Genomic DNA, 24,508 nt, shown 5'->3' with positions numbered 1-24,508 from the left:
CCTTGGAGCCGTCCCCGAACCGGCCCCGGGCGACTTACCCTGGACCCGTGCCAAAGACGAAAAAGACGAAGGACCACAAGGGCGCCCAATCTGCCGACGGTTCTTCGAGGGTGAAGTCACCGAAGCCGTCGAAGACGTCGCGGCAGGCTCTCGCAGCGGACGAGAAGGGCCTCGACTTCGCGCGCGCATGGGTGGAATTCCCTGATCCGGCGGACGACGAGCAGGTGTTCCGCTGCGACCTGACCTGGCTGACCTCGCGCTGGAACTGCATCTTCGGCAGCGGCTGCCAGGGCATCCAGGCGGGCCGCGCGGACGACGGCTGCTGCACGCTGGGCGCGCACTTCTCCGACGAGGACGACGAGAAGCGGGTCGCCGATCACGTGGCGAGGCTCACGCCGGACATCTGGCAGCACCACGACGAGGGCACCCGCGACGGCTGGATCTCGGAGGACGAGGACGGCTCCCGCCAGACCCGCCCCTTCAACGGCTCCTGCATCTTCCAGAACCGCCCCGGTTTCGCGGGCGGCGCGGGCTGCTCGCTGCACATCCTCGCGCTGAAGGAGGGCCGCGAGCCGCTGGAGACCAAGCCGGACGTCTGCTGGCAGCTCCCGATCCGCCGCACCTACGACTGGATCGACCGCCCCGACGACACCCGCGTCCTCCAGGTCTCGATCGGCGAGTACGACCGCCGGGGCTGGGGCCCGGGCGGCCACGACCTCCACTGGTGGTGCACCTCGGCCACCTCCGCCCACGGCGCCGGCGACCCGGTCTACGTCTCCTACCGCCCGGAACTGACCGAACTGATGGGCAAGGCCGGCTACGACCGCCTCGTCGAACTGTGCGAGCAGCGCCTGGCCGGCCAGCTCCCCCTGCTGGCACCCCATCCGGCGGATCCCAAGGACTGACGCCCGCCAAGGCGCCCCCTCACCGCAGCCCCCTCCCCTCCCTCACGGACTCACGGACTCGCCGGCGCCCCCGCGCTCTCGCTCTCCGTCGGCGAGGCCGACTCCGTCGGAGGCGCCCCCGTGTCCGAAGCGGTCGGCGTGGGCGAAGCCGACGTCGGCGGCTCACTGGCCGGCGGTGTCGGCCCGGCGGACGCCGACCCCGTCGCCGTCGGCCCCGGCCCCCCGCCAGGGGTCGGCTTGGGCCCCCGGCGCGACGGCGGAGCCATCCCGTACCCGCCGATCGACACCACCGCCCCGGCCGGCGCCACCGCCACCCGCGCCCCCCAGCGCCCGGCCGGCTCCCGCAGATGATCGACGTACACCTTGATCGTGAACGACTCGCCCGGCTGTAGCGTTCCTGCGGATCGCGAGAAGTACAGCCACCCGGCCGGCGTGGACAGCGACCACCGCACCGGCGCGTCCCCGGACGCCGCGAGCGTAATGAGCGTGGTGTCGCCGTCGTTCGCGGCCGTCACCGCGAGGTGCCCCGCGCCGGTCGCCTTCCGGTCCGTCCCGGCGACGCTGATCACCTCCACGGAGACGTCGGCCTTGCCGTCCTTCCCGATGCGCGGCCCGGGTCTGGTGCCGGCGTTTCCGGCGTTCTCGTAGCCCCCGGTCCGGTCGCCGTCGAGCGCGTCGGGGCCGGCGGCCTCCCGCGCGGTCGCGGACGGCCCGTCGTGGGTCTCGCCCACCGGTGAGCCCCGGTAGGCCGCCCACAGGGCCAGCACCGGCGCGGCCACGACCGTGGCGACGACGGTCGTGGTGACGGCACGCGCGCGGAGCCGGTCGCGGCGGGCCGCGTGGTCCTTGGGGTCCATCGGGAAGCCGCGCCGGTCGAAGCGCGGAACCGCGGCGCCCCGCGCGCGTGGCTGGTGGGCCATGGCCATGTGCAGGGCCGCGCGGGGCGCCTCCAGGACGGGCAGCTCGGCGGGCGTGGTCATCGCGCCGGGCCACCGCCCGGGGGCCGCGCGCTCGGCGGTACGACGGCAGCGCGGGCAGTCGTCGACGTGCCGGACCAGTTCGCGGCGCAGGGCGCTGCTGAGCACCAGCTGGCTGTCCCCGGTGAGGTGGGAGACGCTCGGGCAGCCGCCGGTCTCGACGACGGCGAGGGCCGCGCGGGTGCGTTCCACCTCGCAGGCGGCGGAGGCGAGCAGCTCACGGGCGCCGGCCAGGTCCATGCCGAGGACGGCGGCGACCTCCTGCGCGGCGAGGTGGTGGCGGACGGCGAGTTCGAGCGCCTCGCGCTGCTCGGGGGTGGTGCCGGCCGCCTCGGGCCAGGCGAGCAGGGCGAGTTCGCGGCGCCGCTGCTCCTGGACCTCGGTGCCGGCCGGCGCGTCGGGGGCGATGTGGCGGCCCGCCGCGTGGGTGGCCTGACGTTTCTGCTTGGCCTGGGCGAGCCCGCGCAGGCAGGCCCAGCGGGCCAGCGCGTACAGCCAGGCCCGGCGGTCGCCGGCGGCCTCCGGGACGCGCTGCCCGCGCCGCTCGGCGAGTGCGAGGACGTCCCCGAGCGCGGCGGTGGCCGCGTCGTGGTCGCACAGCACCGAGAGGCAGTAGGTGAACAGCCCGTCGAGGTACGGCTCGTAACGCGCCGGCGGTCGCTGCGCCAGCGCGCGCGCCGCCGTACGATCACGCGCCGTACGCGCCTCCCGGTGCGCCCGGTGTGCGCCGGTCGTGCGGGTCGAGGTCTCCGGGCTGCTGCTCATCACCCGTGCGACCGTAGGCGGCGGCGTATGGCCCCTTCTTGCGGCTTGAGCACTTTTAATCCGTACGGGTGAAACGATCCCTCATAAGGGGACAGGAACCCGTTATTCCGTGGCTCGTTCCTCACCGGGCGTGGCCGAGACCGGTCCACTCACACCCGTCACCTGCGACGCCCCGGTCCCGCTGTCAGTGGCGGGGGCTACGGTTTCCGCATGGCCACCCGTACCAAGACCGCGAAGGACCGACCGTCGTACCGCTGCACCGAGTGCGGCTGGCAGACGGCGAAGTGGCTCGGCCGCTGCGCCGAGTGCCAGGCCTGGGGGACGATCGAGGAGTACGGCGCGCCCGCGGTCCGTACGACGGCTCCCGGCCGGGTCACCACCTCCGCGGTGCCCATCGGCCAGGTCGACGGCCGCCAGGCCACCGCGCGGACGACCGGCGTGCCCGAGCTGGACCGGGTCCTCGGCGGCGGTCTGGTCCCCGGCGCGGTCGTACTGCTGGCCGGCGAGCCCGGCGTCGGCAAGTCCACCCTCCTGCTCGACGTGGCGGCCAAGTCGGCCAGCGACGAGCACCGCACCCTCTATGTCACCGGCGAGGAGTCGGCGAGCCAGGTCCGGCTGCGCGCCGACCGCATCGGCGCCCTCGACGACCACCTCTATCTCGCCGCCGAGACCGATCTGTCCGCCGTCCTCGGCCACTTGGACGCGGTGAAGCCGTCGCTGCTGATCCTGGACTCCGTGCAGACGGTCGCCTCCCCCGAGATCGACGGCGCGCCCGGCGGCATGGCCCAGGTGCGGGAGGTGGCCGGGGCGCTCATCCGCGCGTCGAAGGAGCGGGGCATGTCGACCCTCCTGGTGGGCCACGTCACCAAGGACGGCGCGATCGCCGGCCCCCGGCTGCTGGAACACCTGGTGGACGTCGTCCTGCACTTCGAGGGCGACCGGCACGCGCGGCTGCGTCTGGTCCGCGGCGTCAAGAACCGCTACGGCGCCACCGACGAGGTCGGCTGCTTCGAGCTGCACGACGAGGGCATCACCGGCCTCGCCGACCCGAGCGGACTCTTCCTGACCCGACGTGCCGAACCGGTCCCGGGCACCTGCCTGACCGTGACCCTGGAGGGCCGCCGTCCGCTGGTCGCCGAGGTCCAGGCCCTCACCGTCGACTCGCAGATCCCCTCCCCCCGCCGGACCACCTCCGGCCTGGAGACCTCCCGGGTCTCGATGATGCTGGCGGTGCTGGAGCAGCGCGGGCGGATCAGCGCGCTCGGCAAGCGGGACATCTACTCCGCGACGGTGGGCGGTGTGAAGCTCTCCGAGCCGGCGGCGGACCTCGCGATCGCGCTGGCGCTGGCCTCGGCCGCGAGCGACACCCCCCTGCCCAAGAACCTGGTCGCCATCGGCGAGGTCGGCCTCGCGGGCGAGGTCAGACGGGTCACCGGCGTCCAGCGCAGGCTCTCCGAGGCACACCGTCTGGGCTTCACGCACGCGCTCGTACCGGGCGATCCGGGCAAGGTCCCGCCGGGTATGAAGGTCCTGGAAGTCGCCGACATAGGGGACGCCCTGCGGGTGCTGCCGCGCTCCCGTCGCCGAGAGGCCCCACGGGAGGCGGAGGAGCGCCGGTAGACTTTGCCCTGGTCTCGCCCGTCCGTACGAACCGCGTGCGGGTGCGGGAGCGCCTCAGAACCTGCGACCGGAGGAGTGCAGTGGCAGCCAACGACCGGGCAGCGGCTCCCGGAAAGTCCGGTGGGAGTGCCGGTTCCGATGGCCTGATGCGCGCCTCGCTGAGCGCTGTGGCTCCGGGCACGTCCATGCGGGACGGCCTGGAGCGGGTCCTCCGCGGCAACACCGGCGGGCTCATCGTCCTCGGCTTCGACAAGTCGGTCGAGACGATGTGCACGGGCGGTTTCGTGCTGGACGTCGAGTTCACGGCGACCCGGCTGCGGGAGCTGTGCAAGCTCGACGGCGGCATCGTGATCTCCTCCGACCAGTCGAAGATCCTCCGGGCCGGCGTCCAGTTCGTACCGGACGCCACGATCCCGACGGAGGAGACCGGCACCCGGCACCGCACGGCGGACCGGATCTCCAAGCAGGTCGGCTACCCGGTGGTCTCGGTCTCCCAGTCGATGCGGCTGATCGCGCTCTACGTCGACGGTCAGCGCCGGGTCCTGGAGGACTCGGCGGCGATCCTGTCCCGCGCGAACCAGGCGCTGGCGACGCTGGAGCGGTACAAGCTCCGCCTGGACGAGGTCGCGGGAACGTTGTCAGCGCTGGAGATCGAGGACCTGGTGACGGTCCGCGACGTGTCGGCCGTCGCCCAGCGGCTGGAGATGGTCCGGCGGATCGCCACGGAGATCGCCGAGTACGTGGTCGAACTGGGCACCGACGGGCGGCTTCTCGCGCTCCAGCTGGACGAACTGATCGCCGGGGTCGAGCCCGAGCGGGAGCTGGTGGTCCGGGACTATGTGCCCGAGCCGACGGCGAAGCGGTCCCGCACGGTCGACGAGGCGCTCGCCGAGCTGGACGCGCTGAGCCATGCGGAGCTGCTGGAACTGCCGACGGTGGCGCGGGCGTTGGGGTACACCGGTTCGCCGGAGGCGCTGGACTCGGCGGTGTCGCCGCGCGGGTTCCGGCTGCTGGCGAAGGTGCCGCGGCTGCCCGGGGCGATCATCGACCGGCTGGTGGAGCATTTCGGGGGGCTGCAGAAGCTGCTCGCCGCCAGCGTGGACGACCTGCAGACGGTGGACGGGGTCGGGGAGGCTCGGGCGCGGAGTGTGCGTGAGGGGCTGTCGCGGCTGGCGGAGTCTTCGATTCTTGAGCGGTATGTCTGAGTTCGCCCAGTAGCTCGGCGGGGTGCGTTGTACGGCGAGTGCGGGCCGGTGGGGGCTGGTCGCGCAGTTCCCCGCGCCCCTTACGGGGCGCTGCAGACGGGGCGCTGTAGGACGAGGCGCTAATCAGCCGCCAGCACGAAGGAAGCCTGTGCCTTCGTGAAGCCCGGGGCCTCTGCCTGCAAGAGGTACGTTCCCGTGCCGGCCGAGCCCGCCGGAGGGGTCGCGCACTGAGCGGCGCTGGGCTTGCGGTCCCACTTGAGGGTGTAGGTGATGCTGCTGCCGGCGGGCACGCGGTACCAGCGGCTCGCCGCCGTCTTCGGGCAGTCGGCCGATGACCAGTAGGTGTCGTCGGCGCTGGCGGCCGTGATCGTGAGGACCGCGTTCTTCGGGCCGAGGTCGATCTTGCAGTCGCTGGACGAGGCGCTCTTCGCCGTGAGTTCGAAGGTCGGCGTCTGCTCCGGCGAGTAGGAGTTGCGCAGGCTCTTCAGGCTCAACGTCACGGAAGCGGCCGTGCAGTTGGGGAGGGTGGACGTCCCCGGCAGGGAGGCGACCGTACCGCCGGAACCCGAGGTCACGTCGCCGCCCGAACCGGACGAGGAACCGGAGGAGCCGGAGGAACCGGCCGAACCCGACGAGGAGTCGCCGCTCGAACCGGCCGAACTCCCGTCCGTGGAACCGGAGCCAGGGCTCGAACCGGTGCTGCTCCCCGAACCGCCGCCGCTGGAGTCGTCCCGTCCGCCGGGGGCCTGGCTGATGGCCGGCCCGCTGCCGGAGGGCCCCGGCGTGATCGTGGACACGGGGTTCTTGCCGTCCGAGCCGTCGGCGTTCTTCTTGCCGCCTCCGCCGCCCGACGTCACGATCCATGCGATCAGCAGCGCCAGGACGGCGAGCGTCGACAGCATGGCGACCCTCCGTCGCCAGTAGATGGAGGAGGGAAGCGGCCCGACCGGATTGCGCAGAGATCCCACGGCCCAAACTGTACGAGAGATCCGAGCAGTTCCACGCCCCACCCGCCGCCCAAACCTCAACTTTTCCGGATCATCATTCCGGCAACTCCCCTCGGCCCGGCCCGCCTTCACCACCGCGTGGCGTCAACCCCCCGCCCCGCCGCGGACCACGTCCACCCCACCCGCCGCCGGACGTGGCAGGATCGGAAGGGCCATGACTGAGAAGCTGCACACCCCTGTGATCGCCTGGTTCGACGCCCACGCCCGCGACCTCCCCTGGCGCCGCCCGGAGGCGGGCCCGTGGGGTGTGATGGTCAGCGAGTTCATGTTGCAGCAGACGCCGGTGAGCCGCGTGCTGCCCGTCTACGAGCAGTGGCTCGCCCGCTGGCCGCGCCCCGCCGACCTCGCCGCGGAGGCGCCCGGTGAGGCGGTCCGCGCCTGGGGTCGGCTCGGCTATCCGCGGCGCGCCCTGCGGCTGCACGGCGCCGCCGTCGCCATAACGGAACGGCACGGCGGCGACGTACCGACGGATCACGCGCAGCTGCTCGCCCTGCCCGGGATCGGGGAGTACACGGCGGCTGCCGTCGCCTCCTTCGCCTACGGTCAGCGGCACGCCGTGCTGGACACGAACGTGCGGCGGGTCTTCGCGCGGGCCGTGACCGGGGTGCAGTACCCGCCGAACGCGACGACCGCCGCCGAGCGCCGGCTCGCCCGCGAGCTGCTGCCCGAGGACGAGCGGACCGCCGCCCGCTGGGCCGCCGCCTCCATGGAGCTGGGCGCGCTGGTGTGCACGGCGAAGAACGAGACGTGCCGGCAGTGCCCGATCGCCGGCGAGTGCGCCTGGCTGCTGGCCGGAAAGCCGGAGCACGAGGGTCCGCCCCGGCGCGGGCAGACGTACGCGGGGACCGACCGGCAGGTGCGCGGCAAGCTGCTCGCCGTACTGCGCGAGGCGCACACCCCCGTGCCGCAGACGACGCTCGACCGGGTCTGGCACGAGCCGGTGCAGCGGGCCCGCGCGCTGGACGGGCTGGTCTCGGACGGTCTGGTGGAGCCGCTCACGGGCGGCCTGTACCGGCTTCCGCTGAGCTGACGTACAGCCACATCACAGGAGAAGGGCCTCTGTTACGGTCCCGACCCTGCGGCAAATCACCTCATTACCGGCCATAAACCCGCACCCGCTTACCCCGAACCTACTTCCGTTACACAACCGACGGACAGCCGATTGCTACCCGCAGGCTGCTCCGCACAGGCCCGTGACAACAGGTCCGTAGCTTCGTTTCTGTGCCCGCCAGGACCGCGGGACGGCAGGGACTCAGGCACAGGGCCGGGGAAAACGGGGATCGGGAGGCGGTTGATCATGGCGCAGGGCGAGGTGCTCGAATTCGAGGAGTACGTCCGCACTCGGCAGGACGCGCTGCTGCGCAGCGCCCGCCGGCTCGTCCCGGACCCGACGGACGCCCAGGACCTGCTGCAGACCGCGCTGGTCCGGACGTACGGCCGCTGGGAGACCATCGAGGACAAGAAGCTCGCGGACGCCTACCTGCGCCGGGTCATGATCAACACGCGGACCGAGTGGTGGCGGGCCCGGAAGCTGGAGGAGGTCCCGACCGAGCAGCTGCCCGACGCCTGCGTGGAGGACTCCACCGAGCAGCACGCGGACCGCGCGCTCCTTATGGACATCATGAAGGTTCTGGCTCCGAAGCAGCGCAGTGTCGTGGTGCTGCGACACTGGGAGCAGATGTCCACGGAGGAGACGGCCGCCGCCCTCGGCATGTCGGCCGGAACGGTCAAGAGCACGCTGCACCGGGCGCTCGCCCGGCTCCGCGAGGAGCTGGAGTCCCGCGACCTCGACGCACGCGCGCTGGAGCGTGAGGAGCGGGAGCGTTGCGCGGCCTGACCGGCACAGGGCCCAGCCGGGGCCCGGCGAGTGCACAGGCGGTGATCACGGCGACGGCCGTGCTCGCCGCCCTCGCCCTTTTCGCCGCCGCCTGCGGCACCGGCGGCACCGGAGCCCGGGACGAGGGCCCGGCGCACGACGACTCGGTCGGCAACGCCCCGGCCGCCGCCGCACCCTCGCCCAGCCCGTCCCAGACCTACGAGAAGGTCGACGCGGTCGCGCTGGTGAAGGCCGACCCGGCGGTCTCGGCCACGGTGAAGCGGGACCTCACCCCGTGCGCGGGCGACGAGTACCCGGTCGACGTGACCTACGGCGATCTGACCGGCGGCCCCGTCGAGGACGTCGTCGTCAACGTGCTGACCTGCGGGGACGCGGTCGGGGTGGGGGCGTATGTGTACCGCAAGGAGAGCGGCGCGTACAAGAATGTCTTCAAGGCCGAGGAGTCCCCGGTCTACGCGGAGATCGACAAGGGCGATCTGAGCGTGACCAAGCAGGTGTACGAGAAGGGCGACCCGGTGTCGAGCCCGTCCGGTGAGAACGTGATCACCTACAACTGGGCCTCCGGGCGCTTCGTCCAGGAGGACTTCCACCACACCGACTACGGCAACGCGGCGGGCGGCGGCGAGGCCACGCCGGTCCCCTCGCCGGCCGACTGACCCCGCTCCCCGCCCCGCCCCTGTCCCCACCCCCACCGACTACCGAGAGATCCGGGATGGCAGACCAGACCCACGTCCTGTTCGTCGAGGACGACGATGTCATCCGCGAGGCCACCCAGCTCGCCCTGGAGCGGGACGGCTTCGCGGTCACCGCCATGCCCGACGGGCTGTCGGGCCTCGACGCGTTCCGCAGCGACCGGCCCGACATCGCCCTGCTGGACGTGATGGTGCCGGGACTGGACGGGGTGAGCCTGTGCCGGCGCATCCGCGACGAGTCCACCGTGCCGGTGATCATGCTGTCGGCGCGGGCCGACTCGATCGACGTGGTGCTGGGCCTGGAGGCGGGCGCCGACGACTACGTCACCAAGCCGTTCGACGGTGCCGTGCTGGTCGCCCGGATCCGGGCGGTGCTGCGCCGCTTCGGCCACGCGAGCGGCGGTGACCGGCCGCACGAGGACGCGGCTCCGGTCTCCGGCGGCATCCTCGCCTTCGGCGACCTGGAGATCGACACCGAGGGCATGGAGGTGCGCCGGTCCGGACAGACCGTCGCGCTCACCCCGACCGAGATGCGGCTGCTCCTGGAGTTCTCGTCGGCGCCGGGGACCGTGCTCTCCCGCGACAAGCTGCTCGAACGCGTCTGGGACTACGGCTGGGGCGGGGACACCCGGGTCGTCGACGTCCATGTGCAGCGGCTGCGCACCAAGATCGGCCAGGACCGGATCGAGACGGTCCGCGGCTTCGGCTACAAGTTGAAGGCCTGAACGGGGCGGTCATGCGGGGGTTCACCAGATCCATCCGGTACCGGGGTCCGGGGCTGCGCACCGGGCTCCGCTGGAAGCTGAGCGCGGCGATCGCACTGGTCGGCGCGCTGGTCGCGATCGCGCTGAGCCTGGTGGTGCACAACGCCGCCCGGGTCTCGATGCTGGACAACGCACGCGAGCTGGCCAACGACCGGCTCCAGCTCGGCCAGCGCAACTACGAGCTGTACGGCAGGGCGAACTTCCCCGACGTCAAGATCGACGACCCGATGCTGCCGCCGGCCCTGCGCGAGCGGGTCGACGCGGGCCGCCGGGCGACCGACGTCATCGACCGCGGACACGGGGCGCCGGACATCTGGGCGGCGGTGCAGGCCAAGGACGGGCGGGTGCTGTCCCTGCACAGCACCTTCGCCAACCGCAGCAGCAACGTGCTGAAAGACCTCGACCAGGCCCTCGTCATCGGCTCCATCGCCGTAGTCCTCGGCGGCAGCGCGCTCGGGGTGCTGATCGGCGGCCAGCTCTCGGGGCGGCTGCGCAAGGCGGCGGCCGCGGCCAACCAGGTCGCGCAGGGCGAGCCGGACGTCCGGGTGCGCGAGGCGATCGGCGGGGTGGTCCGGGACGAGACCGACGACCTGGCGCGCGCGGTGGATGCCATGGCGGACGCGTTGCAGCAGCGCCTCGAAGCGGAGCGGCGGGTGACGGCCGACATCGCGCACGAGCTGCGGACGCCGGTGACCGGGCTGCTCACGGCGGCCGAGCTCCTCCCGCCCGGCCGCCCGACCGAACTGGTCCTGGACCGGGCGAAGGCGATGCGCACGCTCGTCGAGGACGTCCTGGAGGTGGCCCGGCTCGACAGCGCCTCCGAGCGGGCCGAGCTGCAGGACATCATGCTGGGCGAGTTCGTGTCCCGGCGGGTGGCCGCGAAGGATCCGCGGATCGAGGTGCGGGTGGTGCACGAGTCGGAGGTCACCACCGACCCGCGCCGCCTGGAACGGGTGCTGTTCAACCTGCTGGCCAACGCGGCCCGGCACGGCAGGCCGCCCATCGAGGTGACCGTCGAGGGCCGGGTCATCCGGGTCCGCGACCACGGCCCCGGCTTCCCGGAGAAACTCCTCGCCGACGGCCCGAGCCGCTTCCGCACCGGCAGCGAGGACCGCGCGGGCCAGGGCCACGGCCTCGGCCTCACCATCGCCGCCGGCCAGGCCCGCGTCCTCGGCGCCCGCCTCACCTTCCGCAACGTACGCCCGGTCGGCGCCCCCGAACACATCCCCTCCGAGGGCGCGGTAGCCGTCCTCTGGCTCCCGGAACACGCCCCGACCGCCACCGGCAGCTACCCGATGCTCCCGGGCCCGGCCCAGGCGGGCCGCTGAGGCACGAGCCGCGGCGCTGAGGCTCCGACCGCGCCGCCGGGGTCTACGCAGCCGGGACGCCGAGACTCGGGCCGCAGTGTTGAGGCTTGCCCAGCCGGGACGCCGCGCGCACGGCCGGTTCGCGCTTCGACGGCTTGCCCACCGCGCCAGCAAACCGACCGCTCACGGCTCAGGGCCGACCGCCACGATCCAGGCCGGGCCGACCACGGGAGCTCCGAGCGGGCCGCCCACGGGGGCTCCGAGCTGGCCGCCCGCAGCGACGACTCAGGCGGGACCGCCCAGGGGACCCAGACCAGGCCGACCGCAGCGCCCCAGACCGGGCCGACCGCAGCGCCCCAGGCCCGACCGACCGCCAGGCTTCCGACCGGGCCGACCGACCACCAGGCTTCGGGCCGCCCCGACCGCAGCGACTCACGTCGTGGCCACCAGCAGTTCCTCGCCCCGCGAGGGGCGCAGGTCGTCCGGCCGGGTCGCGAAGTAGCGTCGGGTGAGTTCCTCGGCGGGTACGTGCCGGGTGTCGCGGAAGCCGGCCGCCATGGCCAGGTCCGCGATCCGCGCGGGCGCGTAGAAGCTCAGGAAGGGGGTGCCGGAGGCCCGGGCGCCCCGTTGGGCCACTCGCAGCTGCTCCTGCTGGTCCGGCTCGACGTCCTCGACGGGCCGCAGGAAGGTCGTGACCAGCGTCGATCCGGGGGCGAGCCGGGCGATGTGCCGGAGGGTGGCGGTGAGGGCGTCCTCGGTGAGGTACATGGTGACCCCGGCGGAGGCGACCACCGCCGGCCGCCCCGGATCGAACCCGGCGGCCGTCAGCTGCCCCCACCAGTCCCCCTCGAAGTCCACCGGCACCAGCGTCAGCCACTCGGGCACGCCGTACCCCAGTTCGGTCAGCCGCCGCCGTTTCCATGCCACGGCTCCGGCCCGGTCGGCCTCGAACACCCGCAGCCCGGTCGCGGCGATGTCGTCGGCCCGGCGCTGGGCGAAGGTGTCGAGCCCGGCGCCGAGGACGACGTACTGGCCCACCCCGCGCCCGGCCTCCGCCACCACCAGGTCCTCGACGAAACGGGCCCGGGCCACGATGGACGCCCGGGTCCGCCGGGTCGCCTCGACGTCCATGTCCGGCCGCGTCCGCCAGTCGTCCCCGGCCACCGGCTCGGCGAGCCGGAGCCCGACCTCGTCCTCGATGACGTACGGCGGCGCGTCGGCCCGCAGATGCAGCGCACGCCACAGCGCGGTGCGCACGGCGGTGTGGTCGGGCCCGGTCTCCGTGGTCATGCTCAGAACTCCTTGGAGAGGTCGAGCTCCTCGCTGCGCTGGGTCAGCGAGTACCAGTTGCCGTTGTCGTCACGGAAGATCGCCTCGATGCCGTACGGCCGTTCCTTGGGCTCCTGGACGAACTCGACGCCGCGCGCGCTGAACGTCTCGTAGTCCCCCCGGCAGTCGTCGGTGCGGAACGCGCCCGCCCCCATGACCCCCTTGGCGACCAGCTTGCGCAGCGCCTCGGCGGACTCGGGGTCGAGGCCCGGCCCGTCCAGGCGCATCAGGGCGAGTTCGACGCCGGGCTGGCCCTTGGCGCCGACGGTGACCCACCGCATGTCCCCCATGGCGATGTCGTCGCGCACCTCGAAGCCGAGTTTCTCGGTGAAGAAGGCCTTGGTGCGCTGCTGGTCGAAGGTCCACACGGTGGTGATGGCCAGACCCTGGATCATGGCTCGGTACTCCTGCCGGACGGTTGCTGTTCCTGTCCGTCACGGTAGGCAGCGGGGCGCTCGGCGCGCTTCTCGGAAATTGCGCTCCTGCGCGGGAACCCGCCGGCCCAGAGCAGGGCGTAGCAGCCGGGGATGAGGGAGGCGCCGCTGCCGACATGCTCGGCCCGGTACTCGGTGGGGCTGAGCCCCGTCCGTGCCTTGAACGTCGCGGAGAAGGTGCCCAGGCTGCTGAAGCCGACCAGATGGCAGATCTCGGTGACGCCGAGGTCCGCGGCGCGGAGCAGTTCCTCGGCCCGCTCGATCCTGCGGTGCGTCAGGTACTGGCCGGGCGTCTCGCCGTACGCCTCCTTGAAGGCGCGCAGGAAGTGGTACCGCGAGTACCCGGCGTGCGCGGCGACCGCGTCCAGGTCCAGGGCCGGGTCGGCCCAGTCCCGGTCCATGGCGTCCTTGGCCCGCCGCAGCTGCCGCAGTTTCTCCACAGGGCCGATGGTGGCACGGGGCACTGACAACGACGCCGGACGGCTGGGGATCCAGCCGTCCGGCGTTCGACAAGGAGGGTGTGTCGTCAGACCGCTTCGACCACCGGCATCGGCGCCGCCTCCTCGGAGGACGCGGACTGCCCTCCCTTGAGCGGCACCTCCTTCACGAAGACCGCCGCCACCAGCACCGCCACCGCGATCACGGCACCGAGCAGGAACGCCGAGTGCGTGCCGGCCGACACCGCGTGCTGGTACGCCTCGCGCGCCGCGGCCGGCAGCTTCGCCAGGCTCTTCGCGTCCAGCTGCGCCGACTGCTCCGTGATCTTGGAGCCCAGCGAACCGGCCCGCTGGGCCATGACGTCCTGGACCCGGTTGTTGAAGAGCGCGCCCATGATGGCCACACCGAAGGAGGAGCCGAGCGTCCGGAACAGGGTGGTGGAGGAGGACGCGACGCCCATGTCCTTCATCTCCACGCTGTTCTGCGCGACCAGCATGGTGATCTGCATCAGGCAGCCCATGCCGAGGCCGACGACGGCCATGTACACCCCGGAGGTGAACCGGGAGGTGTCGGTGTCCATGGTGGACAGCAGGTAGAGCCCCACGGTCAGCAGCACACCGCCGACGATCGGGAAGATCTTGTAGCGGCCGCTGCTGGTGGTGACCCGCCCGGCGACCATCGAGGTGACCAGCATCGCGCCGAGCATCGGGAGCAGCAGCAGACCGGAGTTGGTCGCGGACGCGCCCTGCACGGACTGCTGGTAGAGCGGCAGGAACAGGGTGGCGCCGAACATCACGAAGCCCACGATGAAGCCGATGATCGACATCAGGGTGAAGTTGCGGCTGCGGAAGATGTGCAGCGGCACGATCGGCTCGGCAGCCTTGGTCTGCCAGAAGACGAACCCGACCAGGGAGACGACGCCGATGGCGATCAGTTCCATGATCCGCGCGGAGGTCCAGGCGTACTCGGAGCCGCCCCAGGTGGTGACCAGCACGATGGAGGTGATGCCGAGGGTCAGCAGGCCGGCGCCCAGGTAGTCGATGCGCGCCTTGTTCCGCCTCTTCGGCAGGTGCAGTACGGCGCTGATGGCGGCCAGCGCGACCACGCCGAGCGGCAGGTTGATGTAGAAGGCCCAGCGCCAGCCCCAGTTGTCGGTGATGGTGCCGCCGACCAGCGGGCCGCCGATCATGGCGAGCGCCATGACGCCGGCCATCATGCCCTGGTACTTGCCGCGCTCGCGGGGCGGCACGAGGTCACCGATGATCGCCATGACGCCGACCATCAGACCACCGGCGCCGAGGCCCTGGACGGCCCGGAACCCGATCAGCTCGCCCATGTTCTGGGCCATGCCGCTGAGCGCGGAGCCGATCAGGAAGATGACGATGGAGGTCATGAAGGCGCCCTTGCGCCCGTACATGTCGCCGATCTTGCCCCAGAGCGGGGTGGACGCCGCGGTGGCGAGGGTGTACGCGGTCACGACCCACGACAGGTGTTCGAGGCCGCCGAGTTCACCCACGATCGTCGGCATCGCCGTACCCACGATCATGTTGTCGAGCATCGCGAGCATCATCGCGACCATGAGCGCGAGCATCACGACCCGTACGCTCTTCGGCTCCTTCTGCGGCTGCTCGGCCGCTTCCGGTGCCCCGGGTGCCCCCGGAGTCTCCTGGCCGGTACCGGCCGCCTGGGTGTCCGCCATCTCTCCCACTCCCCCCGGCGACAGGTACTTACTTGCCGCCCGGCTAGTTCACTACACTGGGAAGCTAGACCCGTCACTAGCCGGGCGTCAAGTAAGTTTACTAGCCGGGCGGCAAGCAAGTTTCGCGGGAGTGCGAGGAGTAAGAGGATGAGCGTCACCATGGACGGCACCAAGCAGCAGCGCCGCGGGAACACCCGCCAGCGCATCCAGGACGTGGCGCTCGAACTCTTCGCCGAGCAGGGCTACGAGAAGACCTCCCTGCGGGAGATCGCCGAGCGCCTCGACGTGACCAAGGCGGCCCTGTACTACCACTTCAAGACCAAGGAAGAGATCCTGGTCAGCGTCTTCGAGGACCTGACACAGCCGATCCAGGACCTGATCGAGTGGGGCGCGGACCAGCCGCACACCCTGGAGATCAAGCTGGAGATCGTACGGCGCTACAGCGAGGCGCTCGCCGAGGCCGGGCCGCTGTTCCGGTTCATGCAGGAGAACCAGGCGACCGTCCGCGAACTGCGGATCGGCGACACCTTCAAGGACCGGATGCGCGGCCTGCGGAGCATCTTCATCGACCCGGACGCCCCGCTGACCGACCAGGTCCGCTGCATCAGCGCGGTGTTCACGCTGCACGCCGGCATGTTCATGATGCAGGAACTCGAAGGCGACCCCAAGGAGAAGCAGGAAGCCGTCCTCGAAGTCGCCCTGGACCTGGTGACCCAGGCCCACCGGGGTTCCGCCAACCCCTCTTAGACGATCACGCCCTTGGCGCGCAGGAAGGCGACGGGGTTGATCGCGGAGCCGTAGTTCGGGGTCGTACGGATCTCGAAGTGCAGGTGCGGGCCGGAGGAGTTGCCGGTGTTGCCGGACCGGGCTATGTGCTGGCCGGTCTTGACGATCTGCCCGATCCTGACGTCGACGCGGGACAGGTGCGCGTACTGCGAGTACTGGCCGTTGCCGTGCTTGATGACGACGGCGTTGCCGTACGCGGGACCGTCGCCGGCGCCGTTGCCGCCGGCCTTGACGACCGTGCCGCCGTGCGCGGCGACCACGTCGGTACCGCTCGGCACGGCGAAGTCCTGGCCGCTGTGCTTGGCGGCCCACATGCCGCCGGCCTGGTTGAAGGTCGCCGAGAGCGTGTACTTCTTCACCGGGTCGACCCAGGCGGCGGCACCGGGGGTGGCGGCCGACGCGACACCCGACCCCACCACGGCCGCGACTCCGACACCGGCGGCCAGAACGGCGGCCCGCTTGCGGAGCGAGGACGTGCGAGAGGTACGGAGAGCGGCGCGCAGGGACATCGAAACCTCGTGGGGTAGACAGCAGGGACCCCCCTTCGGCACCGGCTCACACCGGCAGCCGCCGAACGGGGCATCTCTTGGTAACCCGGAAACCGGCCGCCACCCAAGCCCCCTCATCTACGACACAACCTAGTATCCAGGGCAAAAATTGACCCTTTCTTGACAGAACCCCCAGGGCCGGACAGGCCCGGCCCGGCACCGCCGCCCCGCGCGGGGTCGCGCCGGCAAAGCCCCCGCAAACCGGCGAAAGGGTGCACTATCCGCGCTAGTAACGGACATTTCTCCCGTGCGGTATGTCACCGGCTCCCATGCTCCGCGCCCGCGGATTTGTGACGCACACCTCTGGCCACCTACCCATCGGTAACCCTACGGTTCCCCTCGCGCCACCTGCCCCACTCACCATGCCCCTGACACAACATGGGCAGCCGCACAGACGTGAGAGGACACCCCACACCGATGACCACAGGCACCTGGACCCGCCGCATTTCCGCCACCGCCGTCTCCGTGGCCGCGCTCGCCGGGATGGCCGCGCCGGCCCAGGCAGCGACGCAGAGCAGCGCCGGCACGGTCGACTACGCCACCTGGCAGCAGGACTGCCAGTCCGTGATGGACCAGGCCCTGCCCTACCTGAAGAGCCGGATCGCCGCCGCCAAGCCGGGCGAGAAGCAGGCGATCGTCTTCGACATCGACAACACCACGCTGGAGACCGACTTCGGCTTCAGCTGGCCCCAGCCGGCCAACAAGCCGGTCCTGAACGTCGCCGAGTACGCCCAGGAGCACGGCGTATCGCTGTTCTTCGTCACGGCCCGCCCGGGGATCATCTACCTGCCGACCGAGTACAACCTCGAACACGACGGCTACCAGGTCTCCGGCCTCTACGTCCGCGGTCTCCTCGACCTCTTCAAGGACGTCGCCGCCTACAAGACCGCCCAGCGCGTCGACATCGAGAACAAGGGCTACGACATCATCGCGAACATCGGCAACAGCGCCACCGACCTCTCGGGCGGCCACGCCGACAAGACGTTCAAGCTGCCGGACTACGACGGCCAGCTGTCGTAACCCCCCGCTAGGCTCCATCCGTTCGCGCGAATCACGGGGGTGGGCGGATGGAGCCGACGGTACTGGGCGGCAAGCTGGCGTCGAGCCTGATGGGCCCGCTGCTGAAGAAGCTGTTCGTGGCGGACGGCCCGGGCGCGGGGCTGGTGGACCGGCCGGTGCGGCTGAAGAGCCTGGTGTCCTTCCGCGGCGAGAAGCGCGCACTGGTCGAGAAGGACGTGCACAAGCTCGCCGAGCACCTGGTCCGGCAGGCGGTCGACTCACCCGGCGAGCCGCCCTTCCGGTCCCGGGAGCAGATCGCCGTCGCCGACGCGCTGGCCCGCCGGCTGCTCGCCCTGGGCGACCTGGACATGGACGACGTCCAGGCCGTACGGCTGGGCCACCGCGACCTGGCCACGAAGCTGACGCGCGCGGCGGCCGCCCCCGACGGTCTCTCCGCCGACGCCGACCACTTCCTCGACTCCGCGACCGAGTGGGCCTGCCTGCAGATCCTGGAGTTCTTCACCCGCCGCTCCACCTTCGTGGCCCGCACCCTCGTGGAGCAGACCCGGGCCCAGGCCGAACTCATCGCCAAGATCGACGAACTGCTGGCCCGCACACCCCGCCCGGACGCCCGCGACACCGCCTTCGAGCGCCGCTACCGCTCCTACGTCGCCGAACGCCACAACCACATCACCATCTACGGCATCGACCTGCGCGACTCCCCGGACCGCTGGCCGCTGGAGGTCGCGTACCTGAGCCTGGAGGCGACGGCCGCCGACGAGGGCCCCGTCCCAGGGGACACCTCCGCCACCCGCCGGCTCCCCGCCGAGGAGGCCCTCCGCGCCCACGACCGCGTCCTGCTGCGCGGCGACGCGGGCTCCGGCAAGACCACGCTGGTCCAGTGGCTGGCGGTGACGGCGGCCCGCGAGGGCGCGCACATCCCGTACGTCCTCCCGCTGCGCACCCTGATCCGCGGTGCCTCCGCCTTCCCGGCGCCCGCCGCCTTCCTGACCGCGGTCGGCAGCCCGCTGTCCGCCCCCGAGGGCTGGGCGGAACGCGTCCTGGCGGCGGGCCGCGCCCTGGTCCTCGTGGACGGCCTGGACGAGATCCCCGACGCCGACCGCAACCGCGCCCGGGACTGGCTGAGCTCCCTCCTCCACGCCTTCCCGGGCAACCGCTGGCTGCTGACCTCCCGTCCCACCGCGGTCCGCGCCGACTGGCTCGCCCCGGAGGGCTTCGGCGAACTGGCCCTCGCCCCCATGCGCCGGGCGGACGTGGCGACCTTCGTCCACCGCTGGCACACGGCGGCCCGGGCCCCGGAGTTCGAGGGCCCGCTCCTCGACTCCCTGCGCACCAAACGCGACCTCGCCCGGCTCGCCACCAACCCCCTGATGTGCGGCCTGATCTGCGCCCTGCACCGCGAACGCCGCGGCTACCTCCCCACCGGCCGCAAGGAGTTGTACGACGCCGCCCTCGCGATGCTGCTGACCCGCCGGGACCGGGAGCGCGGCATGGGGTCCGTGGACGAGGTGGAGCTGGGCGAGGAGGCCCAGCTGGAGCTGCTCCAGCGCCTCGCCTACGCGCTGGTGCTGAGCGGCCGTACCGAGATGGACCTGGAGACGGCCGAGGCGATCGTGGACCGCTGCCTGCCGTCCGTCGCGCTGCCCGGCGGCTGGGACGCGCCGACCGTGCTGCGCACCCTGCTCCTGCGCAGCGGAACCGTCCGCCGGCCCGCCGAGGGCGTCCTGGACTTCGTGCACCGCACCTTCCAGGACTACCTGGGCGCCCGGTACGCGGTGGAGGAGGGCCACCTGGACGTCCTCGCCGGCCACGCGGACGACACCCAGTGGGAAGACGTGATCCGCATGGCCGTGGCGCATGCGCGGCCCCGGGAACGGGCCGCTCTGCTCCGGCAGTTGCTCGCACGGGACGTCCCCCGGCTGACCCTGCTGGCGCTGGCCTGCCTGGAGCACGCGGCCGCGCTGGACGCGGGCGTGCGGGCGGAGGTGGAACGGCGGGCGGCCCAGCTGATCCCGCCGCCGACCACCGAGGACGCCAAGGCACTGGCGGAGGCGGGGCCGCTGGTGCTGGAGCTGCTGCCGGGACCCGAGGGACTGACGCGGCAGGAGGCGCTGGGCGTCACCGTCACCGCCTCGGTGCTCGGCGCCGAGGAACCGGAGGGGGCCCTCGGGGTGCTGCGCCGGTTCCGCGGGCATCCGGATCTGGAGGTACGCCGGCAGCTCGCGGGCACCTGGAGCCGCTTCGACACCACGGCCTACGCGTCGGAGGTGCTGGACCACCTGGACCGGGAGAAGCTCTTCGTGCGCTGCGAGTCCGCCGAGCAGCGGGCGGCGCTGGCGGGGATGCGGCCCTGGCAGGGCCTCGCGTTCCTGGGCGCGCACTCCGCCGAGCAGATCCTGGCCGCCGTACCCGAGCCGGAGGCGCTGGTCTACCTCGACCTGCGGGACAACCCGCTCCTCACCGACCTGGGCGCGCTGCCGCGCTTCGGGTCCCTGCGCACGCTCCTGCTGGCCCGCTGCCCGGAGATACGGGACCTGGACCGGCTCGCGGAGCTTCCGCTGGCCGAGCTCGTCTGCGGGCAGGTCGCCGATGTCACCGGCCTCGGGTCACTGCGCTCGCTGACCCGGCTCACCGTGGAGCAGGAGCTGCCGGGCGAGAGCCTCACCGACGTCCTGCCCACCGGGGCGGAGCTGGAGTTCCTGTTCCTCGGCCGGAGCAGCACCGACCGCACCGGTCTGCGGGGCCTGGCGCACTGGAGCAGCCTCACGGATCTCAGCCTCGGCCCGCTGACGAGGGAACTGTCGGAGACCGACTGGCAGGCGGTCGCCGCCCTGCCCGGGCTGCGGAGCCTGCACCTGAACGCGCGGATCCTCCGGGAGCTGCCGCTGTCCGTCGCGCACCTGCCGGAGCTGTCCGGCGTCGGCGCGCTGCGGATCCCCGGGCTGCTCGGCACCGAGGACCTCTCCACGCTGGCCCGCAGGCTGCCGGGGCTGCGCACGCTGACGCTGCAGAACATGCCGGGGCACACCTTCCCGCTGTCCCGGTTCTCCGGGCATTTCCCCGGCGTGGACATCAGCCTGGTGAAACGCTGAAGGGGCCGGTGCCCGAAAGCACCGGCCCCTTCTCAGGGCGTAGCCGTGAGGCTTACGCCTCCTTGCTCAGGTTCGGACCGGCACCGCCGGCCGCCTGCTCGATCGGCGGGACGTCGGGCAGGGCCGACTTCTCCTCGCCGCGGAAGGTGAAGGTCGCGGAGTCGCCCTCGCCCTCCGTGTCGACGACCACGATGTGACCGGGGCGCAGCTCGCCGAAGAGGATCTTCTCCGAGAGCGTGTCCTCGACCTCGCGCTGGATCGTGCGACGCAGCGGCCGCGCGCCCAGCACCGGGTCGTAGCCCTTCTTGGACAGCAGCTCCTTGGCGGACTGGGAGAGCTCGATGCCCATGTCCCGGTCCTTCAGGCGCTCGTCCACCTTGCCGATCATCAGGTCGACGATCCGCAGGATGTCCTCCTGCGTCAGCTGCGGGAAGACGACCACGTCGTCGACGCGGTTGAGGAACTCGGGCCGGAAGTGCTGCTTGAGCTCGTCCTGGACCTTGTTCTTCATGCGCTCGTAGTTGGTCTTCGTGTCACCCGAGGCCGCGAAGCCCAGGTTGAAGCCCTTGGAGATGTCCCGGGTGCCGAGGTTGGTCGTCATGATGATGACCGTGTTCTTGAAGTCCACGACCCGGCCCTGGGAGTCGGTCAGGCGACCGTCCTCCAGGATCTGCAGCAGCGAGTTGAAGATGTCCGGGTGCGCCTTCTCGACCTCGTCGAACAGCACCACCGAGAACGGCTTGCGCCGCACCTTCTCCGTCAGCTGGCCGCCCTCCTCGTAGCCCACGTAGCCGGGGGGCGAACCGAAGAGACGGGAGACCGTGTGCTTCTCGCTGAACTCCGACATGTCGAGGGAGATCAGCGCGTCCTCGTCACCGAAGAGGAACTCGGCGAGGGCCTTGGACAGCTCGGTCTTACCGACACCGGACGGGCCGGCGAAGATGAACGAGCCACCGGGGCGCTTCGGGTCCTTCAGACCGGCACGCGTACGGCGGATCGCCTTCGACAGCGCCTTGACGGCGTCGACCTGGCCGATGACCCGCTTGTGGAGCTCGTCCTCCATGCGCAGCAGACGCGAGGACTCCTCCTCGGTGAGCTTGAAGACCGGGATGCCGGTGGCCGTGGCGAGGACCTCGGCGATCAGCTCGCCGTCGACCTCGGCGACGACGTCCATGTCGCCGGCCTTCCACTCCTTCTCCCGCTTGGCCTTGGCGGCCAGGAGCTGCTTCTCCTTGTCGCGGAGGGAGGCGGCCTTCTCGAAGTCCTGCGAGTCGATCGCGGACTCCTTGTCCCGGCGGACGGCGGCGATCTTCTCGTCGAACTCGCGCAGGTCCGGCGGCGCGGTCATCCGGCGGATGCGCATCCGGGAACCGGCCTCGTCGATCAGGTCGATCGCCTTGTCCGGCAGGAAGCGGTCCGAGATGTACCGGTCGGCCAGGGTGGCGGCCTGGACCAGCGCCTCGTCCGTGATGGAGACCCGGTGGTGGGCCTCGTACCGGTCACGCAGACCCTTGAGGATCTCGATCGTGTGCGGCAGGGACGGCTCGGCGACCTGGATGGGCTGGAAGCGGCGCTCCAGGGCCGCGTCCTTCTCCAGGTGCTTGCGGTACTCGTCCAGGGTGGTGGCACCGATGGTCTGCAGCTCACCGCGGGCCAGCATCGGCTTCAGGATCGAAGCGGCGTCGATGGCGCCCTCGGCGGCACCCGCACCGACCAGCGTGTGCAGCTCGTCGATGAACAGGATGATGTCGCCGCGGGTGCGGATCTCCTTGAGCACCTTCTTCAGGCGCTCCTCGAAGTCACCGCGGTAGCGGGAGCCGGCGACCAGGGCGCCGAGGTCCAGGGTGTAGAGGTGCTTGTCCTTGAGGGTCTCGGGCACCTCGCCCTTGACGATGGCCTGGGCGAGGCCTTCGACGACGGCGGTCTTGCCGACGCCGGGCTCACCGATCAGGACCGGGTTGTTCTTGGTACGGCGGGACAGCACCTGCATGACCCGCTCGATCTCCTTCTCGCGCCCGATGACCGGGTCGAGCTTGGACTCACGAGCGGCCTGGGTGAGGTTCCGGCCGAACTGGTCGAGGACCAGGGACGTCGAGGGGGTGCCCTCGGCAGGCCCGCCTGCGGTGGCGGTCTCCTTGCCCTGGTAGCCGGAGAGCAGCTGGATGACCTGCTGCCGCACCCGGTTGAGATCGGCACCCAGCTTGACCAGGACCTGGGCGGCGACGCCCTCGCCCTCACGGATCAGGCCGAGCAGGATGTGCTCCGTGCCGATGTAGTTGTGGCCGAGCTGGAGGGCCTCGCGGAGCGACAGCTCCAGGACCTTCTTGGCACGGGGGGTGAAGGGGATGTGCCCGGACGGGGCCTGCTGGCCCTGGCCGATGATCTCCTCCACCTGCTGGCGGACCGCCTCGAGCGAAATCCCGAGGCTCTCAAGGGCCTTGGCGGCGACACCCTCACCCTCGTGGATCAGGCCCAGGAGGATGTGCTCGGTGCCGATGTAGTTGTGGTTGAGCATCCGGGCTTCTTCCTGAGCCAGGACGACAACCCGCCGCGCGCGGTCGGTGAACCTCTCGAACATCGTTAATCGCTCCTCAGAGCGGTCAGGCAGTGGGGGGAACTTCCCCTCCCTGTCCTTCCGCAGCTTAGTCCCGCAAGCGGGGACCGCTCATTCCAACTGCCGACACCGTCGATGGCCTCCTGACCCCGAACGCCGACATCTGCTCCAACCCGATGGTGCGAGACGATGTTCCCGCAGGCCAGGCAGTTACCCCTTCCGTCAGTACGCCGATGGCGAACGTGAGACGGCCTCGCCTGCGTGTCGCCCCCTCCCACTAGGGATGTCTTACCCGTTCGGACTGACAGTCCATGCCGTGAGCCCCCGGTCCCTCCGCTACGGGCGAACAACCTTGCGTCCCTCCGGACCCCCACGAGGCCCCATTTCCGGCACTCTGCGCGTTCGCACGCGCACCCAGCGTAACCCGGGCGGGCTCGTGGCTGTTGCACTCGGCATGGCTGGCACAGCCGCTCCGGCTTCTTCCACAGTCCCTCACCCCCGCCGTCCGCTCGGTTCTGGTTCCGGCGGCGGGCCCGGTGGGGGATCCGCCGCGGCACCGGACGGACGGGAGGAGGTCCGGCTCCGGCACTGGTACGAGAACGATCTGGGGTGGGCAACAGTGCCCGGGGCGCCCGGAGAGCCGTTGCGGCTGGTCACGGGCGTGCGTTTCGACGTGCTGGAAGTACCGGCCGAGGCGGGCGCCAAGGCGCTCAGGCACCTGGGGCCGGGCTCGCCGGTGGCCCTTCAGGGCGGGCGGCTGCGGCTGCTGATGGCCGCGGGCGGCGCGGAGGAGCTGCCGGGGCTGCTGGACTGGCTGGAGTGGGGCGCGCTGGCCCTCGATCTGCGGGCGCTGGGCGCCGGCGGCCGGATGGACGCTCCGGTGCGGCCCGAGCCGGAGCACCCCGGAACCCGGTCGCTGCCCGGATCCGTCGACGGCCGCGATCAGGCCGTGCAGGGGGCCGCCGTCTGGTTGCGGCCCCCCGAGCCGGGGTGCGAGGTCGAGGCCTCGCTGCCGACGTTGTCGGCCGTGGGGCGCGCTGACGGCGCCCCCGATCTCGTACGGCTGGTGGACTCGGTGGCCACGGAGTGCCACCGGGCCCGGCTGCGGCGCGCGGGCCGCGGTGTGCCGGACAGTCAGGCGTTGGCGTCCTCGTAGGCCTGGCGAATCGTCGCCGGAACACGGCCGCGGTCGTTGACCTCGTAACCGTTCTCCTTCGCCCACGCGCGAATCTGCGCGGTGTCCTGGCTGCCGCCGGAAGCCGCACGGGCCTTTCCGCGTCCGCCCGAAGCGCGGCCACCGGTACGACGACCACCCTTGACATACGGGTCGAGAAGGCCGCGCAGCTTGTCCGCATTGGCGGTCGTGAGATCGATCTCGTACGTCTTGCCGTCCAGCGCGAACGTCACGGTCTCGTCCGCCTCGCCGCCGTCGAGGTCGTCGACAAGAAGGACCTGAACCTTCTGTGCCACCGGATTTCCTTTCATCGATAACTTCAGGGCCGGGGGTCTGCGGCGTCCGCCGTTTCGCC

At 71.7% G+C, this 24,508-nt stretch carries 21 protein-coding genes; 12 read left to right on the top strand and 9 right to left on the bottom strand.

The features are described 5' to 3' along the window. Positions 1 to 110: 110 nt before the first annotated feature. A complete protein-coding gene (locus ACIPSJ_RS20220) occupies positions 111 to 905 on the top strand; it encodes a hypothetical protein (protein ID WP_359225554.1) in 795 nt (264 codons plus the stop codon). 50 nt (positions 906 to 955) lie between these two features. Here the strand turns inward: ACIPSJ_RS20220 and ACIPSJ_RS20215 are convergent, their stop codons facing one another. Continuing rightward, complete coding sequence (locus ACIPSJ_RS20215) at positions 956 to 2,650, bottom strand: hypothetical protein (RefSeq protein WP_401347385.1); 1,695 nt, start codon at positions 2,648 to 2,650, stop codon at positions 956 to 958. A 207-nt stretch (positions 2,651 to 2,857) separates the two neighbouring features. Between ACIPSJ_RS20215 and radA the strand changes: the two genes are divergently transcribed. Together radA and disA are read left to right on the top strand one after the other, a co-directional pair. Then, the gene (radA, locus tag ACIPSJ_RS20210) at positions 2,858 to 4,267 is read left to right on the top strand and encodes a DNA repair protein RadA (RefSeq protein WP_359225507.1); all 1,410 of its coding nucleotides are present in this window, start codon (positions 2,858 to 2,860) and stop codon (positions 4,265 to 4,267) included. Between the two features lie 80 nt (positions 4,268 to 4,347). Continuing rightward, positions 4,348 to 5,472 (top strand): DNA integrity scanning diadenylate cyclase DisA, encoded by a 1,125-nt coding sequence (disA, locus tag ACIPSJ_RS20205; protein WP_355722153.1) that lies wholly within the window; start codon positions 4,348 to 4,350, stop codon positions 5,470 to 5,472. Between the two features lie 119 nt (positions 5,473 to 5,591). On the opposite strand, the gene ACIPSJ_RS20200 is transcribed toward disA, so the two are convergent. After that, on the bottom strand, positions 5,592 to 6,440 hold the full coding sequence (locus tag ACIPSJ_RS20200; protein WP_401347382.1) for a hypothetical protein: 849 nt from the start codon (positions 6,438 to 6,440) through the stop codon (positions 5,592 to 5,594). A 193-nt stretch (positions 6,441 to 6,633) separates the two neighbouring features. On the opposite strand from ACIPSJ_RS20200, the gene ACIPSJ_RS20195 reads away from it, so the two are divergent. From ACIPSJ_RS20195 to cseC, 5 genes are all read left to right on the top strand, one after another. Beyond that, complete coding sequence (locus ACIPSJ_RS20195; RefSeq protein WP_355722159.1) at positions 6,634 to 7,509, top strand: A/G-specific adenine glycosylase; 876 nt, start codon at positions 6,634 to 6,636, stop codon at positions 7,507 to 7,509. A 267-nt stretch (positions 7,510 to 7,776) separates the two neighbouring features. Next, positions 7,777 to 8,316, top strand: a complete 540-nt coding sequence (locus tag ACIPSJ_RS20190) for a SigE family RNA polymerase sigma factor (RefSeq protein WP_217559609.1) — start codon at positions 7,777 to 7,779, stop codon at positions 8,314 to 8,316. Next, a complete protein-coding gene (locus tag ACIPSJ_RS20185; protein ID WP_365679864.1) occupies positions 8,304 to 8,972 on the top strand; it encodes a hypothetical protein in 669 nt (222 codons plus the stop codon). The genes ACIPSJ_RS20190 and ACIPSJ_RS20185 overlap by 13 nt, the downstream gene beginning before the upstream one ends. 56 nt (positions 8,973 to 9,028) lie before the next feature. Then, positions 9,029 to 9,733 (top strand): two-component system response regulator CseB, encoded by a 705-nt coding sequence (gene cseB, locus ACIPSJ_RS20180; protein ID WP_401347379.1) that lies wholly within the window; start codon positions 9,029 to 9,031, stop codon positions 9,731 to 9,733. A gap of 11 nt (positions 9,734 to 9,744) precedes the next feature. Then, positions 9,745 to 11,100 (top strand): two-component system sensor histidine kinase CseC, encoded by a 1,356-nt coding sequence (cseC, locus tag ACIPSJ_RS20175; RefSeq protein ID WP_359225491.1) that lies wholly within the window; start codon positions 9,745 to 9,747, stop codon positions 11,098 to 11,100. A gap of 411 nt (positions 11,101 to 11,511) precedes the next feature. On the opposite strand, the gene ACIPSJ_RS20170 is transcribed toward cseC, so the two are convergent. The 4 genes from ACIPSJ_RS20170 to ACIPSJ_RS20155 all read right to left on the bottom strand — a co-directional run bounded on the left by ACIPSJ_RS20170 (position 11,512) and on the right by ACIPSJ_RS20155 (position 14,979). After that, complete coding sequence (locus ACIPSJ_RS20170; RefSeq protein ID WP_359225488.1) at positions 11,512 to 12,369, bottom strand: class I SAM-dependent methyltransferase; 858 nt, start codon at positions 12,367 to 12,369, stop codon at positions 11,512 to 11,514. A gap of 2 nt (positions 12,370 to 12,371) precedes the next feature. Further along, on the bottom strand, positions 12,372 to 12,803 hold the full coding sequence (locus ACIPSJ_RS20165; RefSeq protein WP_359225485.1) for a VOC family protein: 432 nt from the start codon (positions 12,801 to 12,803) through the stop codon (positions 12,372 to 12,374). Next, positions 12,800 to 13,243, bottom strand: coding sequence for a helix-turn-helix transcriptional regulator (locus ACIPSJ_RS20160; protein ID WP_359225552.1), 444 nt, complete (start codon positions 13,241 to 13,243; stop codon positions 12,800 to 12,802). Before ACIPSJ_RS20160 ends, ACIPSJ_RS20165 begins: the two co-directional genes overlap by 4 nt. A gap of 125 nt (positions 13,244 to 13,368) precedes the next feature. Next, entirely contained in the window at positions 13,369 to 14,979 is a 1,611-nt protein-coding gene (locus ACIPSJ_RS20155) for an MDR family MFS transporter (protein WP_401347377.1), read from the bottom strand. Between the two features lie 147 nt (positions 14,980 to 15,126). Between ACIPSJ_RS20155 and ACIPSJ_RS20150 the strand changes: the two genes are divergently transcribed. After that, positions 15,127 to 15,726 carry a TetR/AcrR family transcriptional regulator gene (locus ACIPSJ_RS20150; protein ID WP_401347374.1) on the top strand — a complete coding sequence of 200 codons (600 nt, stop codon included), beginning with the start codon at positions 15,127 to 15,129 and terminating at the stop codon, positions 15,724 to 15,726. Here ACIPSJ_RS20150 and ACIPSJ_RS20145 read toward each other — a convergent pair. After that, complete coding sequence (locus tag ACIPSJ_RS20145; protein WP_359225478.1) at positions 15,723 to 16,274, bottom strand: M23 family metallopeptidase; 552 nt, start codon at positions 16,272 to 16,274, stop codon at positions 15,723 to 15,725. The two genes, ACIPSJ_RS20150 and ACIPSJ_RS20145, sit on opposite strands and share 4 nt — an antisense overlap. Before the next feature lie 456 nt (positions 16,275 to 16,730). Between ACIPSJ_RS20145 and ACIPSJ_RS20140 the strand changes: the two genes are divergently transcribed. After that, complete coding sequence (locus ACIPSJ_RS20140) at positions 16,731 to 17,333, top strand: HAD family acid phosphatase (protein ID WP_359225475.1); 603 nt, start codon at positions 16,731 to 16,733, stop codon at positions 17,331 to 17,333. A 47-nt stretch (positions 17,334 to 17,380) separates the two neighbouring features. Beyond that, positions 17,381 to 20,425, top strand: coding sequence for an NACHT domain-containing protein (locus ACIPSJ_RS20135; RefSeq protein WP_401347371.1), 3,045 nt, complete (start codon positions 17,381 to 17,383; stop codon positions 20,423 to 20,425). A gap of 52 nt (positions 20,426 to 20,477) precedes the next feature. On the opposite strand, the gene ACIPSJ_RS20130 is transcribed toward ACIPSJ_RS20135, so the two are convergent. Next, complete coding sequence (locus ACIPSJ_RS20130) at positions 20,478 to 23,003, bottom strand: ATP-dependent Clp protease ATP-binding subunit (protein ID WP_355722186.1); 2,526 nt, start codon at positions 23,001 to 23,003, stop codon at positions 20,478 to 20,480. Between the two features lie 430 nt (positions 23,004 to 23,433). On the opposite strand from ACIPSJ_RS20130, the gene ACIPSJ_RS20125 reads away from it, so the two are divergent. Continuing rightward, positions 23,434 to 24,135: an SCO3374 family protein gene (locus ACIPSJ_RS20125; protein ID WP_401347369.1), complete on the top strand. Its 702-nt coding sequence runs from the start codon at positions 23,434 to 23,436 to the stop codon at positions 24,133 to 24,135. On the opposite strand, the gene ACIPSJ_RS20120 is transcribed toward ACIPSJ_RS20125, so the two are convergent. Then, on the bottom strand, positions 24,114 to 24,449 hold the full coding sequence (locus ACIPSJ_RS20120; RefSeq protein WP_046730878.1) for an Lsr2 family protein: 336 nt from the start codon (positions 24,447 to 24,449) through the stop codon (positions 24,114 to 24,116). The genes ACIPSJ_RS20125 and ACIPSJ_RS20120 overlap by 22 nt on opposite strands. Positions 24,450 to 24,508 lie beyond the last annotated feature (59 nt).

Origin of the sequence: Streptomyces sp. NPDC090088 (genome assembly GCF_044747345.1) — a bacterium.
GTDB lineage: Bacteria > Actinomycetota > Actinomycetes > Streptomycetales > Streptomycetaceae > Streptomyces.
This window is presented reverse-complemented; position numbering and strand designations above follow the sequence as displayed.